Source organism: Laedolimicola intestinihominis, assembly GCF_040096155.1.
GTDB classification, from domain to species: Bacteria; Bacillota; Clostridia; order Lachnospirales; family Lachnospiraceae; genus Laedolimicola; species Laedolimicola intestinihominis.
Genome location: NZ_JBBMFE010000002.1, coordinates 131094 through 146049, shown reverse-complemented (window position 1 = coordinate 146049; position 14956 = coordinate 131094). Strand labels below are relative to the sequence as shown.

At 52.2% G+C, this 14956-nt stretch carries 13 protein-coding genes and 8 tRNA genes; 20 read left to right on the top strand and 1 reads right to left on the bottom strand.

The features are described from left to right. The first annotated feature begins 40 nt into the window (after positions 1–40). The 18 genes from WMO29_RS03080 (at position 41) to WMO29_RS02995 (ending at position 11483) form a co-directional block, all read left to right on the top strand. Positions 41–346 (top strand): rhodanese-like domain-containing protein, encoded by a 306-nt coding sequence (locus tag WMO29_RS03080; protein ID WP_178040201.1) that lies wholly within the window; start codon positions 41–43, stop codon positions 344–346. A 188-nt stretch (positions 347–534) separates the two neighbouring features. After that, on the top strand, positions 535–1692 hold the full coding sequence (locus WMO29_RS03075; protein WP_349163717.1) for a THUMP domain-containing class I SAM-dependent RNA methyltransferase: 1158 nt from the start codon (positions 535–537) through the stop codon (positions 1690–1692). Continuing rightward, positions 1689–3059, top strand: a complete 1371-nt coding sequence (locus WMO29_RS03070; protein WP_349163716.1) for a lectin like domain-containing protein — start codon at positions 1689–1691, stop codon at positions 3057–3059. Before WMO29_RS03075 ends, WMO29_RS03070 begins: the two co-directional genes overlap by 4 nt. Positions 3060–3077: 18 nt before the next feature. Then, positions 3078–3674: an XTP/dITP diphosphatase gene (locus WMO29_RS03065; RefSeq protein WP_349163715.1), complete on the top strand. Its 597-nt coding sequence runs from the start codon at positions 3078–3080 to the stop codon at positions 3672–3674. After that, positions 3671–4150, top strand: a complete 480-nt coding sequence (locus WMO29_RS03060) for a YfcE family phosphodiesterase (RefSeq protein WP_178040205.1) — start codon at positions 3671–3673, stop codon at positions 4148–4150. The genes WMO29_RS03065 and WMO29_RS03060 overlap by 4 nt, the downstream gene beginning before the upstream one ends. Before the next feature lie 108 nt (positions 4151–4258). Further along, a tRNA-Pro gene (locus WMO29_RS03055) sits at positions 4259–4333 on the top strand. Between the two features lie 9 nt (positions 4334–4342). After that, positions 4343–4413: transfer RNA gene (locus WMO29_RS03050), tRNA-Gly, on the top strand. Positions 4414–4564: 151 nt separating this feature from the next. After that, positions 4565–4638, top strand: a tRNA-Arg gene (locus WMO29_RS03045). A gap of 46 nt (positions 4639–4684) precedes the next feature. Beyond that, a tRNA-His gene (locus WMO29_RS03040) sits at positions 4685–4758 on the top strand. Positions 4759–4777: 19 nt separating this feature from the next. Next, positions 4778–4849 (top strand) — tRNA-Gln (locus WMO29_RS03035). A 38-nt stretch (positions 4850–4887) separates the two neighbouring features. Continuing rightward, a tRNA-Lys gene (locus WMO29_RS03030) sits at positions 4888–4960 on the top strand. A gap of 79 nt (positions 4961–5039) precedes the next feature. Beyond that, positions 5040–5120: transfer RNA gene (locus WMO29_RS03025), tRNA-Leu, on the top strand. A 162-nt stretch (positions 5121–5282) separates the two neighbouring features. Further along, a complete protein-coding gene (locus WMO29_RS03020) occupies positions 5283–6809 on the top strand; it encodes a S1C family serine protease (protein WP_349163714.1) in 1527 nt (508 codons plus the stop codon). Positions 6810–7023: 214 nt separating this feature from the next. Beyond that, positions 7024–8448 carry an ATP-dependent Clp protease ATP-binding subunit ClpX gene (gene clpX, locus WMO29_RS03015; protein WP_349163713.1) on the top strand — a complete coding sequence of 475 codons (1425 nt, stop codon included), beginning with the start codon at positions 7024–7026 and terminating at the stop codon, positions 8446–8448. Positions 8449–8451: 3 nt separating this feature from the next. Then, complete coding sequence (locus WMO29_RS03010; protein ID WP_349163711.1) at positions 8452–9438, top strand: acyltransferase family protein; 987 nt, start codon at positions 8452–8454, stop codon at positions 9436–9438. After that, on the top strand, positions 9435–9737 hold the full coding sequence (locus WMO29_RS03005; protein WP_349163710.1) for a hypothetical protein: 303 nt from the start codon (positions 9435–9437) through the stop codon (positions 9735–9737). Before WMO29_RS03010 ends, WMO29_RS03005 begins: the two co-directional genes overlap by 4 nt. After that, positions 9734–10816, top strand: a complete 1083-nt coding sequence (locus tag WMO29_RS03000; RefSeq protein WP_349163709.1) for a DUF3810 domain-containing protein — start codon at positions 9734–9736, stop codon at positions 10814–10816. The genes WMO29_RS03005 and WMO29_RS03000 overlap by 4 nt, the downstream gene beginning before the upstream one ends. Continuing rightward, on the top strand, positions 10809–11483 hold the full coding sequence (locus WMO29_RS02995; RefSeq protein WP_349163707.1) for an NUDIX hydrolase: 675 nt from the start codon (positions 10809–10811) through the stop codon (positions 11481–11483). Before WMO29_RS03000 ends, WMO29_RS02995 begins: the two co-directional genes overlap by 8 nt. A 275-nt stretch (positions 11484–11758) precedes the next feature. Here the strand turns inward: WMO29_RS02995 and WMO29_RS02990 are convergent. Further along, positions 11759–11832 (bottom strand) — tRNA-Pro (locus tag WMO29_RS02990). Between the two features lie 391 nt (positions 11833–12223). On the opposite strand from WMO29_RS02990, the gene WMO29_RS02985 reads away from it, so the two are divergent. Beyond that, a complete protein-coding gene (locus WMO29_RS02985) occupies positions 12224–13351 on the top strand; it encodes a hypothetical protein (protein WP_349163705.1) in 1128 nt (375 codons plus the stop codon). 242 nt (positions 13352–13593) lie between these two features. Beyond that, positions 13594–14940: a type I glutamate--ammonia ligase gene (gene glnA, locus WMO29_RS02980; RefSeq protein WP_349163704.1), complete on the top strand. Its 1347-nt coding sequence runs from the start codon at positions 13594–13596 to the stop codon at positions 14938–14940. Positions 14941–14956: the final 16 nt, after the last annotated feature.

The window sequence follows — 14956 nt, the reverse complement described above, 5'->3', positions numbered from 1 at the left end:
ATATCTATAAAGTATACCCTTCTATCCAAAAGGTGATCCCATGAACTTTGGCACCATCTCCCCCAGGGAAATAGACAGCTATCTCTTTAAACCCGACTACATCCTCATTGACATCCGCTCTCCCCGGGACTTCCGCCGCCGGCACATCAAAGGCGCCGTCTGCATCCCTTACGAGAACCTGCAGGACCGCGTGTACCTGCTCCGCCGCAAAACCCTGATCCTCTACTGCGAGCGCGGTAGCACCAGCATGAAAGCCGCCCGGGAGCTGGCCGAAGCAGGCTACCGGGTCTTGACCTTAGTGGGCGGTATCCAGTCCTACAAAGGGCGGAATCTGGAACAGTATTAGAGATTCAGCCCCGGCATGGCGCAGAAAAATCATTGACAGCGGGGAAAGGGCATATTAAGATAAACTATAAGTGGATGACGGCAGGCGCAGGAGCAAACAATCAGAAGCGTCTGCCGTCAAACTGAATACAAAAAAGTAAGAAAATGGTAACAGTTCAGGCGGAACCGTTACAGAAGACGGAGAGATAAATGGAAACATACGAATTCCTCGCCCCCTGCCACTTCGGCCTGGAGGCGGTATTGAAACGGGAAATACAGGACCTGGGATACGACGTAAGCCTGGTCGAGGACGGCCGCGTCACCTTCATCGGCGACATGGACGCCCTGTGTCGCGCCAACATCTTCCTTCGGACCGCGGAGCGCGTCATGCTTCAGGTGGGCCGCTTCAAGGCAGAGACCTTCGACGAGCTCTTCGAGGGCATCAAAGCCATCCCATGGGAAAACTACATCCCGGCAGACGGAAAATTCTGGGTCACAAAAGCTACGTCCGTAAAAAGCAAGCTGTTCAGCCCGTCAGACATCCAGTCCATCGTCAAAAAAGCCATGGTAGAGCGACTGAAGACCAGATATAAGATGGAATGGTTCAGCGAGGACGGAGCCTCCTACCCTATCCGTATCACATTTTTAAAGGATGAGGCAGTGGTAGGTCTGGACACCTCCGGCGTCTCCTTGCATAAGCGCGGTTATAGAAGACTAACCAGCAAAGCGCCCATCACCGAGACTCTGGCGGCAGCCCTGATTATGCTGACACCCTGGAAAGGCGACCGCATCCTGGTAGATCCGTTCTGCGGCTGTGGCACATTTCCCATCGAGGCGGCCATGATGGCGGCCAACATCGCCCCGGGCATGAACCGGGAATTCGTGGCCGAGGACTGGAAAAACATGATCCCGAGAAAACTCTGGTACAACGCGGTGGAAGAGGCGAACGACCTCATCAAAGACGACATCGAAACTGACATCCAGGGCTACGACATCGACCCGGACATGGTAAAGGCGGCCCGGGAAAATGCAAAGGAAGCAGGCGTCGACCACCTGATCCATTTTCAGGCGCGGCCGATCTCTGAGCTCCGCCATCCGAAAAAATACGGCTTTGTCATCACAAATCCGCCCTATGGCGAGCGCCTGGAGGAAAAAGAAGCCCTGCCGACCCTGTACCGGGAGATTGGCGAGGCCTATGATCGCCTGGATGACTGGTCCATGTACCTGATCACCGGCTACGAGGACGCGGAGCGGTATCTGGGCCGCAAGGCGGCGAAGAACCGTAAAATCTATAATGGCATGTTGAAAACCTATTTCTATCAGTTTCCGGGACCCAAGCCGCCCCGGAGACCGCGGCAGGATATATGAGAAAAAAACTTCGAACCCTGACAGTGCTGGCATTTCTGGTCTGCTGTTTTCTTGTGATACGAGATATGGATATTCAGCCGACGGAGGCGCCGGTGAGCGGCGCGGCCCTGGTGGAATCCATGCTGGAGGAAAAGGCCGGCAAAACCGCGGAGAGTCTGGCTATTGACCGGACAAAGGAAGAAATCGAACTTCCGGAACGGTATGATTACCGGGAGGAAGGCAGGAGTGTTCCGGCCCGGGATCAAGGACAGCACGGTACCTGCTGGGCCTTTGCGGGCCTGACCGCGTTGGAGACGGCACTGATGCCGGAAAAGCAATATGATTTTTCTCCGGATCACCTGAACTATCACAATCATTTTAAAATGGGAACAGAAGAAGGCGGTTCCTATATCATGTCGATGGCTTATCTGACGTCCTGGGCCGGACCGGTGCTGGAGCAGGACGATCCGTACGGCGACGGGCAGTCCCCCGACGATCTGCAGGCAGTTTGTCATGTGCAGGAGGTGCGGATGCCCGCGGCGAAAGACTACGAGGCCATCAAACAGACCGTGTATCTCTACGGCGGCGTGGAAAGCTCCCTTTATATGGATTTTACCGAATATACTGGGCAATCCGACTACTATAGCGAGGAGCATAAAAGTTATGGCTATACCGGGCAGGAAGCGTCCAATCACGACGTGGTGATCATCGGCTGGGACGATGGGTATCCGGCAGATAATTTCAATCGGACTATGCAGGGAGACGGCGCTTTTATCTGTCAGAACAGCTGGGGAAATGAGTTCGGGGAAGACGGTGTATTTTATGTCTCCTATTATGACACGAATATTGGAAGCGATAATGTGGCGTATACCCGTATCGACGCCCCGGACAATTATGATACGCTTTATCAGTCTGATCTGTGCGGCTGGTGCGGACAGATTGGCTACAATACAGAAAAGGCCAGCTTTGCCAATGTATACGAGGCGGTCGGAAATCAGGAGCTGAAAGCCGTAGGCTTTTATGCTACCGGACCGGATACGGAATATCGCATCAGCATCCAACCGGAATTTACCGACGCAACGTCTCTTGGGGAGGCGCAGATTCTGCAGTCGGGATATTTGCAGTACGCGGGCTATTATACCGTAGATCTGACGGAAGCGGTATCCGTGTGTGCGGGTGACCGGTTTGCCGTGATTGTGCAGATAACCACGCCGGGCAGCCAGTATCCGATTGCTGTGGAATACGCGTCTGACGAGCTTCAGGACGCAGTAGATTTAAGCGATGGCGAGGGGTATATCAGTGCCGACGGCTATCTCTACTGGGAAGGTGTGGAGACGGAGCAGCAGAGCAATCTGTGTCTGAAGGTATATGCTTCGGACCGGAACTAGGAAACAGAGGAGAAGAAAATGGATAAACTGATATTTGCTACCGGAAATGCAGGAAAAATGAAAGAAATCCGTGAGATTCTGGGACGGCCCGGTCTCACGATTCTGTCTCAGAAGGAGGCTGGCATCGTAAGCGACGCCGAGGAGAACGGAACCACGTTTGAGGCTAACGCCCTGATTAAGGCCCGGGCGGTGGCGGCCCAGACGGATGCCCTGGTGCTGGCGGACGATTCCGGCCTGGAAATTGATTACCTGAACGGTGAGCCGGGCGTCTATTCCGCGCGTTATATGGGGGAGGACACTTCCTATGAGATTAAAAATCAGAAGCTCCTCGATCTGCTGGCAGGCGTGCCTGAGAAAAAGCGGACCGCGCGCTTTGTGTGCGTCATTGCGGCAGTGCTTCCGGATGGACGGGAATTTACCACAAAGGGGACCATCGAGGGTATCATCGGCTACGAATCCAGAGGCGAAGGCGGTTTTGGTTACGACCCGATTTTCTTTGTGCCGGAATTTGGCTGTTCCACCGCAGAGCTTACCATGGAACAGAAAAATAAAATCAGCCACAGAGGAAAGGCTTTAAGGGCTATGAAAGAAGTTTTAAAAGAGGTAAATGCATGAAGGTACTGATTGTCAGCGATACACATGGAAAAGAAGGCAACCTGAAAGAAGCTATGGAACGGGAAAAGCCCTTTGATATGCTGGTTCACTGCGGCGATGTGGAGGGCAGTGAGGAAAAGATCCGGGAAATGGCAGGCTGTCCGGTCCACATGGTGGCGGGAAATAATGATTTTTTCTGTGATCTGCCCCGGGAAGATGAATTTGAGATAGGAAAATACCGGGTGCTTCTGACCCACGGCCATTATTACTATATCTCCATGGGAACCGAGATGCTGAAGGAGGAAGCCCGGGCGCGGAATTTCGATATCGCCATGTTCGGCCATACCCACCGGCCTTATCTGGAGCAGGAGCGGGATGTAACGGTGCTGAATCCGGGCAGTATGTCCTATCCCCGCCAGGAGGGCAGGAAGCCCAGCTATATGGTAATGGAAATTGATGGAAATGGGGATGCCGCTTACACTATCAAATACATTTAAAAAAGATTTTTGAAGAAGTTGAAAAAAATTAAAAAAAGTTGTTGACAATTTTACTTTTATCCAGTAGAATATATTTTGCGTCACGAGTGACGCGGCGGTGAACAGCTTCGGGGTGTGGCTCAGCTTGGCTAGAGCGCCTGGTTTGGGACCAGGAGGTCGCAGGTTCGAATCCTGTCACCCCGATGATACTCTGCGGGTGTAGTTCAATGGTAGAACACCAGCCTTCCAAGCTGGATACGTGGGTTCGATTCCCATCACCCGCTGACTGTGAGTACTTGGTGAGGTATTTTCGAACCTAGTACGAACGTCCACCTGAACACTTAGCGAATTGGGAGCGCAGCGAGCAAATGAGCTTAGTGATCAGTGTGTACTGTGAGTACTTGACTCACAGATAACACTTCTATCGAAGGGTTTGTGTTCGTAGCTCAGTTGGATAGAGCAACGGCCTTCTAAGCCGTGGGTCGGGGGTTCGAATCCCTTCGAGCACATTTGCAGATTGTAAGATTTGCATATGCCGTTACTTGGCAAGATATGGTGGGTATAGCGCAGCTGGTTAGCGCGCCAGATTGTGGCTCTGGAGGCCAAGGGTTCGAATCCCTTTATCCACCCTTTGCGAGAGCAAAATTTTGGGCTATCGCCAAGCGGTAAGGCACAGGACTTTGACTCCTGCATTCGCTGGTTCGAATCCAGTTAGCCCAGTTGGGCGGATGAAAACCTTCCGCAGTTATTATGAATAAGGAGCATTAGCTCAGTCGGTAGAGCACTTGACTTTTAATCAAGTTGTCCCGGGTTCGAATCCCGGATGCTTCATGAGAAGATCGAAGATTTTGTGAATACAGGGTTTTCGGTCTTTTTGTTTAAACAAGTCCACGAAAGCGGACAGCAATACGCGGATATGGCGGAATTGGCAGACGCGCCAGATTTAGGTTCTGGTGGTAACCCCGTGCAGGTTCAAGTCCTGTTATCCGCAGCCTGGAATCGTGCAGTTTTGCAGAAACTGCACGATTTTTTTGAATTATACGGGCGCGGGCATTTATAAACTTTTTTTAATCCTTTGCTCACACTTTGAACACAATTGCCTGTTACACTACAGGATAATGATACAAGTGAGTGGAGGAAGGAGTGCATCTTTATGTACGATGAGGAAAATAAAAACCTGTCTGAAAATCCGGATATGGAAAATGAAACAGGAGCAGATGTAAGAGATACAGAGAACGCCGGAGCGGAAGGAAAAGACAGTACGGCAGCGCAGCCTGAAAGCGGAACCACAGGCAGCCAGTATCGTTACAGCGGTCCGTTCTATCAGGATACAGATTATCAGCGCACGGAGAGCCGGAATACGGAGAGCAGTTTCCGGGGCAGCGTGTCGAAGAAGCAGAAGAAAAAGAAGAATTTTGGCCGCACCATTGCGAAGACCGTGTGCATTGCGCTGGTATTTGGCGTGGTGGCCGGAGCGGCATTCCAGGGCACGAATTTTGTGGGACAGAAGCTGTTCGGCGATAAGGTGACGGCTCCTGTAAGCCAGGATGCGTCAGCGGATACGGCGGCACCGGAGGTCGGAACCGTACAGCCCCAGACCGGAAACAGCGGTTCGGAAGACAGCGCTGCGTCCGTATCAGCGATTGTGAAGCAGTGCATGCCGTCCCTGGTGGCTATAACCAATGTCAGCGTAAAAGAGGTACAGAATTACTGGGGCTTCGGCTGGTACAGTCAGCCACAGCAGCAGGAGTCCACATCCACAGGAACCGGCATTATCATCGGTCAGAATGACAGCGAACTTCTGATTGTCACCAACAACCATGTCATCACAGGGGCAACCAACCTGTCTGTGGTATTCAGCGTGGACGAGGGCAAGGATGGAACTACTCCGGTGGAGGCTCAGATTAAGGGAAGCGACGCCACAAAGGATGTGGGCGTCATTGCCGTGAAGCTTTCAGATATTCCGGCGGAGACCATGTCTGCGATTAAGACAGCCACGATTGGCGATTCCTCACAGATGCAGGTGGGCGATCAGGTGATTGCCATCGGCAATGCGCTGGGATATGGACAGTCGGTGACCAAGGGAATTGTCAGCGCGCTGGACAGGGAGGTAACCCTGCAAAATGACGATGGCAGTACCATCAGCAATAAGCTGATTCAGACGGACGCGGCCATCAACCCGGGCAACAGCGGCGGCGCACTGCTGAATATGAAGGGTGAGGTCATCGGTATCAACGAGGCCAAGCTTTCATCCAACTATGTAGAGGGTATGGGCTACGCAATCCCCATTTCCGATGTGGAGGGCATCATCGGAGATCTGCAGAATCTGCAGACCCGTTCTGAAGTAGACAGTGAGAAAATGGGGTATCTGGGCGTTACCTGTCAGGATGTGACCAGCGACATTGCCCAGCAGTATGATATGCCTGAGGGCGTCTATCTGAAGTCTGTGGTAGCAGGCTGCGCGGCGGATAAGGCAGGACTGAAAAAGGGAGATATCCTGACCCGCTTCGACGGAATGGGCGTGACAACCTATGATACGCTGCGGGATCGCCTGCAATACTATGAAGCCGGTGAGACGGTGGAAGTGACAGTACAGTCCCCGGAAAATGGAAGCTATGTGGAGAAAACAGTATCACTGACTCTGAGTACCAAGGCAGAGGTAGAAGCGGCCAATAAGTAGACAGATGAATCGAAGAGATCGGTTATGCGTAAAACGTGCAGCCGGTCTCTTTTACATATTTAAACTGGGATAATTTTACAAAAACGGACAAAATCATCAGATATGTATATTTGATAAAATAATCGAAAGGATTTATAAAGAATATGAAATTTTAATTCTTCGCTCACAATGGGGTAAATTATGATATACTGTGTGAAAAGGAGAACAGGAATATATGCAGGATAAAGATTACTTAGAGAACGATAAGGAAAAAGACACTCCGGAAGGGGTAATCCATACAGAAAGTACAGAGCAGGAGGAACATGACTACGAGCGGTTCTGCTTCCTCTGCCGCCGTCCGGAGAGCCAGACCGGGAAGCTGATCACCCTGACAGATGGCATCAGTGTCTGCCCGGACTGTATGCAGAAGACGATGGATACGATTCAGAATGGAAATATTGACTTCTCCAGGCTTCAGGGCGTCAACTTTATGAATTTATCAGATTTACAGAACATGATGTCCAATCAGCAGCAGGTGAAGAAGAAAAAGCCAAAGAAGGAAGGACCGAAGCCTGCGTTTGATATCCGGAGCATTCCGGCACCCCATAAGCTGAAGGCCAGCCTGGACGAATTCGTTATCGGACAGGATCATGCCAAAAAGGTTATTTCTGTGGCTGTATACAATCACTACAAGCGTGTGGCCACCGGAACCCAGGACGATATCGAGATTGAGAAGTCCAACATTCTGCTGATAGGTCCCACCGGAAGTGGCAAGACTTATCTGGTGAAGACGCTGGCGAAGCTTCTGGATGTGCCCCTGGCTATTGCGGACGCCACGTCCCTGACCGAGGCAGGCTACATCGGCGACGACATCGAGAGCGTTATTTCCAAGCTGCTGGCAGCGGCGGACAATGATGTGGAGAAGGCCGAGAGGGGAATCGTCTTTATCGATGAGATTGACAAGATTGCGAAGAAGAAGGATACCCATCATCGGGACGTCAGCGGAGAGTCGGTGCAGCAGGGACTTTTAAAGCTTCTGGAGGGCGCGGAGGTTGAGGTACCTGTGGGCGCAAGCAGCAAGAACGCCATGGTACCGCTGACCACGGTGAATACCCGCAATATCCTCTTTATCTGCGGCGGCGCGTTCCCGGATCTGGAGAATGTCATTAAGGAGCGTCTGAACCAGAAGTCCTCCATGGGCTTCCAGGCGGATTTAAAGGATAAATACGACAAAGAGCCGAATCTGCTTTCAAAGGTGACCGTGGAGGATCTGCGGGCCTTCGGTATGATTCCTGAGTTTCTGGGGCGTCTGCCGATAATCTGTACCCTGGGCAGGCTTGACAAGGATATGCTGGTTCGGATCCTGAAGGAGCCGAAGAATGCCATTCTCAAGCAGTACCAGAAGCTGCTGGATCTGGATGAGGTGGATCTGCAGTTCAACGACGGCGCACTGGAGGCCATCGCGGAAGAGGCGCTGAAGCGGGATACGGGAGCCAGAGCGCTCCGGGCTATCATAGAGGAATTTATGCTGGATATTATGTATGAGGTGCCGAAGGATGACAATATCGGCCGCGTCACGATTACCAGAGAATATATTGAGCATCGGGGCGGCCCGGTTATCGCCATGCGGGGCGTGCTGGAGCTGGAGCAGCAGGATTAAGTCATGAAGACGAAGAATGATTGTCTGAATGTATGGAAGGGAATTGCCGCCTTTGCAGTGGTGCTGATTCACTGCACCCTGCCCGGCGTTCCCGGGGAAATCATAAAAGGAATAGCCCGGTTCGCGGTGCCGCTGTTTTTCCTGATCAGCGGATATTTCGCCTATGGACGGGAGGACGCTGTCTTAAGACGGCGGGAAATCCATATTCTCCGGCTGTATGTGGGAGCGGTGGTGGTTTATTACCTGTGGGCCGCAATCCGGTATTTTCTGTCCCAACGGACCTTCGCGCAGATGGGAGCAGAGCTTTTTCCGGAGGGAGGCAGGACGGTGTCCGATCTGCTGTTCTTTAACCGGACAGCTATGGCGCCTCATCTGTGGTTTATGGGCGCGCTGGTGTATTGCTACCTGTTTTACCGGCTGCTGGCGCGTAAACGCCTGGAGGAAAGGACATATCTTCTGATTCCGGTACTGCTGGCAGCCAATCTGTTGCTGGGAGAGGGAAGAGGACTGACCGGTATCGCGGTGCCGGTCCGCTGGATCCGAAGCTTCTGGCTGACGGGCTTTCCGTTTTTCCTGTGGGGCAGCTGGTTTGCCTGCCGGGAGAAGCAGGGAAGGCTGACGCTGCGTACGGGCTTCTGCCTGGCAGCGCTGTCGGCAGGTGTCGTGTTATCGGCGGTGGAATGTCTGTGGAGCGGATATGACGAGCTGTATGTGGGCAGTATCCTGACGGCGGGCGGGATGTTCGCATTGGCTCTGGCCCATCCGGCCTTTGGAAAAGGCTCGGCTCTGGCCCGCATCGGCGAGCGGGATTCAGCACAGATTTATCTCTGGCACATGCTGCTGCGAAATTTCGCGGCGCTGGCTTTTATGATGGTGAGATTTTATGAGACAACGATCTGTCAGACGCTGATGCCCTTCCTGGTGGGAGCGGCTTCGATAGTACTGGCGGAGGTTATAAATGTATTTTATAATACAAGGAGGTATAGATGATGAACAGCAATATCTGGGACAACATTGGAAGAACCGTAACAGGAGCGGCGGACACCGTAAGCCGCAAAGCGACTGAGGTGGCGGGCGTAGCGAAACTGAAAAATCAGATCTACAGCCTGGAGCGGGACATGAAGCGGGATTACGAGGCCATCGGAAAAATCGTATACGAGCGCTTCGCGGCTGCGGGCAGTATCGACGATGTGCCGCTTCAGCAGCTTTGCGAGGAAATCGCGCGCAAGGAAATCCTGATTGACGAGTATCAGGGAGAAATCGATGAAAAGAAGAGCGCCCTTTCATGAGGCGTGCGGAGCATAAAAGCCGGGTACGAAGGAGTACAGTGTGCTGGAGCGGCAGCCTTCTGGCTGCCCTGGCGCTGGACCTTGCGGCCCGGCTTTTTCCAGCCTTTGCGGAGTGGTACGCGGAAAAGATCTATCCGATCTGGGTGGGAAGCCTGGGACGCGTAAGCGCCCTTGTACCCGTTTCCCTGATTGAGCTTCTGATTTACGCGGCGATACTGTCGGCGCTGGCCGGGCTGCTTCTGGTGATCCGGCGACGGCTGCGGCTGCACAGAATGGCAGCAATTGTGGTAAAATTCGCGATTATTTTATTTGTTCTGTTTACTTTGAATTGCGGAATCAATTATCAGCGGCTGACCTTCGCGGAACGGGCCGGCTTTACCTTACAGAAGTCAACGGAAGATGAACTGGCTGAGCTTTGCGAAGCTCTGGTGCAGGAAATCAATGAGGCTGCGGCGGAGCTGGAGACAGAATCCCCCGAAGGACTGTCTGACAGCCGAGATCTGGGGACAGAGGCGGTGAAGGCCATGCAGCGGGCGGGGGAAAGCTATCCGGAGCTGGCCGGGTATTATCCGGTTCCCAAGCAGATTTTCAGCTGGTGGTACATGTCCTATCAGCAGCTGCAGGGGGAATACAGCCCATTTACCATAGAAGCCAATTATAACGGGGATATGCCGCAGCCGGACAAGCCCTCCACGGTCTGCCATGAGCTGTCTCATCTGAAGGGCTTTATGCGGGAGGACGAGGCCAATTTTATCGCATACCTGGCCTGCCGGGCTTCGGACAGCGCGGCTTTTCGTTATAGCGGAGCGCTGCTGGCCTACATTTACAGTGGAAATGCCCTGTACCGGGAGAATCCGGAGCGGATGATCGCGATCCGGAAGAAGCTCTGCGCCCGGGCGGAAGCCGATCTGGCAGAGCATAACCGTTACTGGAAGAGCTTTGCCGGAAAAGTGGCAGATATTTCCGATAAAATGAACGATACCTATCTGAGAGCCAATTCCCAGAAGGGTGGAGTCAAAAGCTATGGCCGCATGGTGGATCTGCTGCTGGCGGAGAGAAGGAGGAAGACAGATGAGTGAGTTACTGGATTTACGAAAGGAAGACGGAAGCCGGAAGGGAGAAACAAAGGAGCGGGAGCTGGTACACCGGGACGGCGATTTACACGGTACCTCCCATGTGTGGCTGGTGCGTTACCGGGCCGACCGGGGATCTGCCGACGTGCTGCTTCAGAAGCGGAGCGTCCATAAGGATTCTTTTCCGGGCTGTTATGACATCTCTTCCGCGGGACATATTCCGGCAGGACAGGATTTTCGGGAATCGGCGCTGCGGGAGCTTCGGGAAGAGCTGGGCGTAAAAGCTGAGCCCGGGGAATTGCATGAGGTGTTCACCCATAAGGGTTACGTAAAAGATGTATTTTATGGAAAGCCGTTCATCAACTATGAGTACAGCAGGGTGTATCTGATGGAGTATACCGGACGTACCGGGGATTTGAAGCTTCAGAAGGAAGAGGTGGAGAGCGTTCTGTGGATGGATTACCGGGCCTGTCTGGACGGCATTCGGAACGCCACGCTGAAAAACTGTATCTTTGAGGATGAATTTGAAAAGCTGACGACGGCTATCGAGGATTATTTCCGGAAGACCGGACGACCCCTGGCCTGTGCGGAAAAGACGGAGACCTGGGCAGAGGATGCCCAGAACGATCTGCAGGACTGGATTGAAGAGCAGGGGATTTATCTGCGGCAGTAAGACGGAAAATGGTGGATTGGAATAAAAAGTCGCTCATTTTTTGTGCGGAAATGCAGAGGAGAGAAATAAGAGGAGTATAGAAAAGGGCTGGGAAACATACCCAGTCCTTTTATTATATAAAGAAAAAGCCAGAACCATAAAGATTCTGACTAAGATAGTTGCAAGGTCCTTTCTTTTAGATTAAATAGTAACAATTAGTAGTAACAAGGAATCAAAAGTAATCATAGTTTTTAAAGTTCCGAAATCCCGCAAACCCTTGATTTTGCAATAAAAAATCGGAGTAACAGGATTTGAACCTGCGACCTCTCGGCCCCCAGCCGAGCGCGCTACCAAACTACGCCATACTCCGATAAAATATAAATATGAAATTCACATGCAAAAATTATTATAAGGAAAAGGAAACGATTTGTCAAGAAGTTTTTTGCTTTATCGCTCCCGCTTCCTTTTCCGGTCATTTTTCAATATAATTACAGTAAGAAATAATCCCTACAGAGGAACGTCTATGCCCAGAAGAAAATCCGATCTGAATACCATCTATATTAGCGAGCGCCTGCAGGAATATCAGCGCCCGGCGGCAGCTGGAGACACTGATACAGCTAAAACCCTAACCTTAAGTTAGTATTTATTTTATAAAATACACCTTACAATGGACGTAGGGTGTAATTTTATACCGAAAAAAAGGCCTGTCCTAGAGAAAAGGGAAACGAGCGCAGGCCTTATGAGGAAAGGGGAAAAGAAATATGAAAAAAATGAGACAGCTGTGGAAAAAGAGCGGACTGACGCTGGTGTTGAGTCTGTTGTTCTGCCTGCTGGCACTGCCGGTGACGGCGCGGGCAGCGGAACTGGCTCCTACGGGAGATCCGGAGAACGTGCTGGATGCAGGAGCAGGATCGGGACTTCAGGGAGCGAAGCTTGGAACGGTAGAAATCAGGGGTGCTGGTGAGCAGCATATCGAATGGAAAAATCCGGATCAGAGGATGACGGAGAGTGGAGGGCACCAGTTCCTGGCTGTCCGTCATGGCGACAACCGATACGAGGAGGCGGAAGGATATATCTATGTCTGGGTTCTGCCGGTGGAGAAACTCGCGGTCACAAACCCACCGTATAAAACGGCATATCTTTTGGGTGAAAATTTTGAAGAAACGGGAATGAAGGTTACGGCATATTACAAGGCAGAGGCGGAAGCGGTTGCGGAAGCCGGAGCAGAAGAAAGCTATCCGTACAGCCGGCAACTGGATGACGAAGAATACATCATACCAGACGGTGAAAATCTGCCGCTGGCACAGACGGCTGTAACGGTAGCGGCTTACGGAAAGACCGCGGCCCAGCCCATCAGCGTAAGTAAGGGCTATACCGTAAAAATCAATGGAATCATATCCGGGCATTATTCGCAGTACCCGGAATACGACAAAGTGAATCATACGCTGATCGTAAACGAACGGGAAGGAAGCGATGTAAGTTTTCTGTTTGAACAGCCGGAAGGCGCCACCTATGAGGGAATCAGTATCATAAAGGGGCTCACAAAAGAGCAGCTTGGGCTTCAGGTTTCCCCGGAACATTTTGCGGGCGGCCAGGCAGGATTTTTTTTCACCATGCCCGCCAACGACGTGGAGCTTACCATCCAATGGTCCGGCCTGAATGACAAGAAGCAGGAGACACCGGACAATAACGGCGGTGGCAGCAGCTCCGGCGGCTCCGGATCATCCGGTTCCGGCAGCAGTACCCCGACAGCATCCGCCCCTCAGCCCATCGCCCAGGGTCCGAAGACCGCAGACACAAACGCAGTCCGTACCCTCGGCTACACCCTGCTCCTTCTGGCAGCCGTAACTGGCGTGGGTGGAATCACGCTGTGTCGCAGAAAGCGTTAATTCCATTTTAATAATCCATGGAAAAGCCCTGCCGTAAAAGCGGAATTTCCGGTTACGGCAGGGCTTTTTGTGTAGAAATAATCATTGACAAAAAAAATCCCACCTGCTATATTTTTTACAGAACAATGACGTTCTCCAAGGGGGAAGTCTGCGAAAGGGGAGTCCCGTGCGGGGCTTCCCTTTCGTTTTATTTTCGCAAGCGATGAGGGAAAAAGAAACACTCATAAAAAAGGAGAGAGCATATGAGTCACTATACAAAGAAAGATATCATGCGTATGGTAGAGGAAGAGGATGTGGAGTTTATCCGCCTGCAGTTCACCGATCTGTTCGGCAATCTGAAAAACGCGGCTGTGACGGCCAGCCAGCTGGAGAAGGTGTTGGATAACCGGTACGTTTTTGACGGCTCCTGCGTGGAGGGCTTCCTCCATGACAATGACATGGACATGTTCCTGTGTCCGGATCTGGACACCCTGGCCATTTTTCCGTGGCGGCCCCAGCAGGGCAAGGTAGCCCGTCTGATCTGCGACATTCAGAAGCGGGACGGATCGCCTTATGAGGGCGATTCACGTTATATCTTACAGAAGGTACTGAAGGAGGCAGAAGGCCTCGGTTACCGCTTCGATGTGGGACCTGAGTGCGAATTCTTCCTGTTCCACACCGACGACGACGGCAATCCCACCGTATTCAGCCATGAAAAAGCAGGCTATTTCGATATGAGCCCCATCGATCAGGGGGAAAATGTCCGCCGTGACATTATCCTGACTTTGGAGGAAATGGGCTTTGAGGTGGAGTCGTCCTATCATGAGGTGGCTTCCGCACAGCACGAGATCGATTTCCGCTATGACGAGGCCCTTTTATCTGCCGATAATATTATGACCTTCAAGCTGGCCGTAAAGACCATTGCCAAGCGCTTCGGTATGCATGCCACCTTTATGCCCAAGCCCCGTGCCGGTATTAACGGATCTAGTATGCACACCAATATTTCCCTGAAAAAGGACGGAAAAAATGTCTTTGCGGATGAGAATGACGAGTATGGTCTGAGTCAGGAAGCCTACTGGTTTATCGGCGGCCTGATGAAGCACGCCAGAGGCTTGTCTGCTATCACCAATCCACTGGTGAATTCTTACAAACGTCTGTTTCCGGCTCAGACCGGCGCGGGCTTTACAGCTCCGGCCTACATCTCCTGGTCGCCCATTAACCGCAGTCAGATGATCCGGATTCCGGCTCAGCGGGAGGAGAATACCAGGATTGAGCTTCGAAGTCCCGACCCGTCCTGCAACCCGTACCTGACTCTGGCAGTCTGCTTGGCAGCAGGCCTGGATGGTATCAAAAAGCACATTGAGCCGCCGAGGCCGGTCAATGAGGATGTGCGGAAAATGACAGATGAGGAGCGCATGGCTCTGAATATCGAGCCGCTGCCGCGGAATCTCTATGAAGCGCTGAACGGTCTGGAGCAGGATGAGCTGGTAAAGCAGGTTCTGGGCGAAGAACTCTGTAAATGCTATATCGCGGCCAAAAAGCAGGAGTGGGAGAGCTACTCTGCCCAGGTGTCCCAGTGGGAGACCGAACAGTATCTGTATCGTTTCTAGCTTTCACCTCAGGATA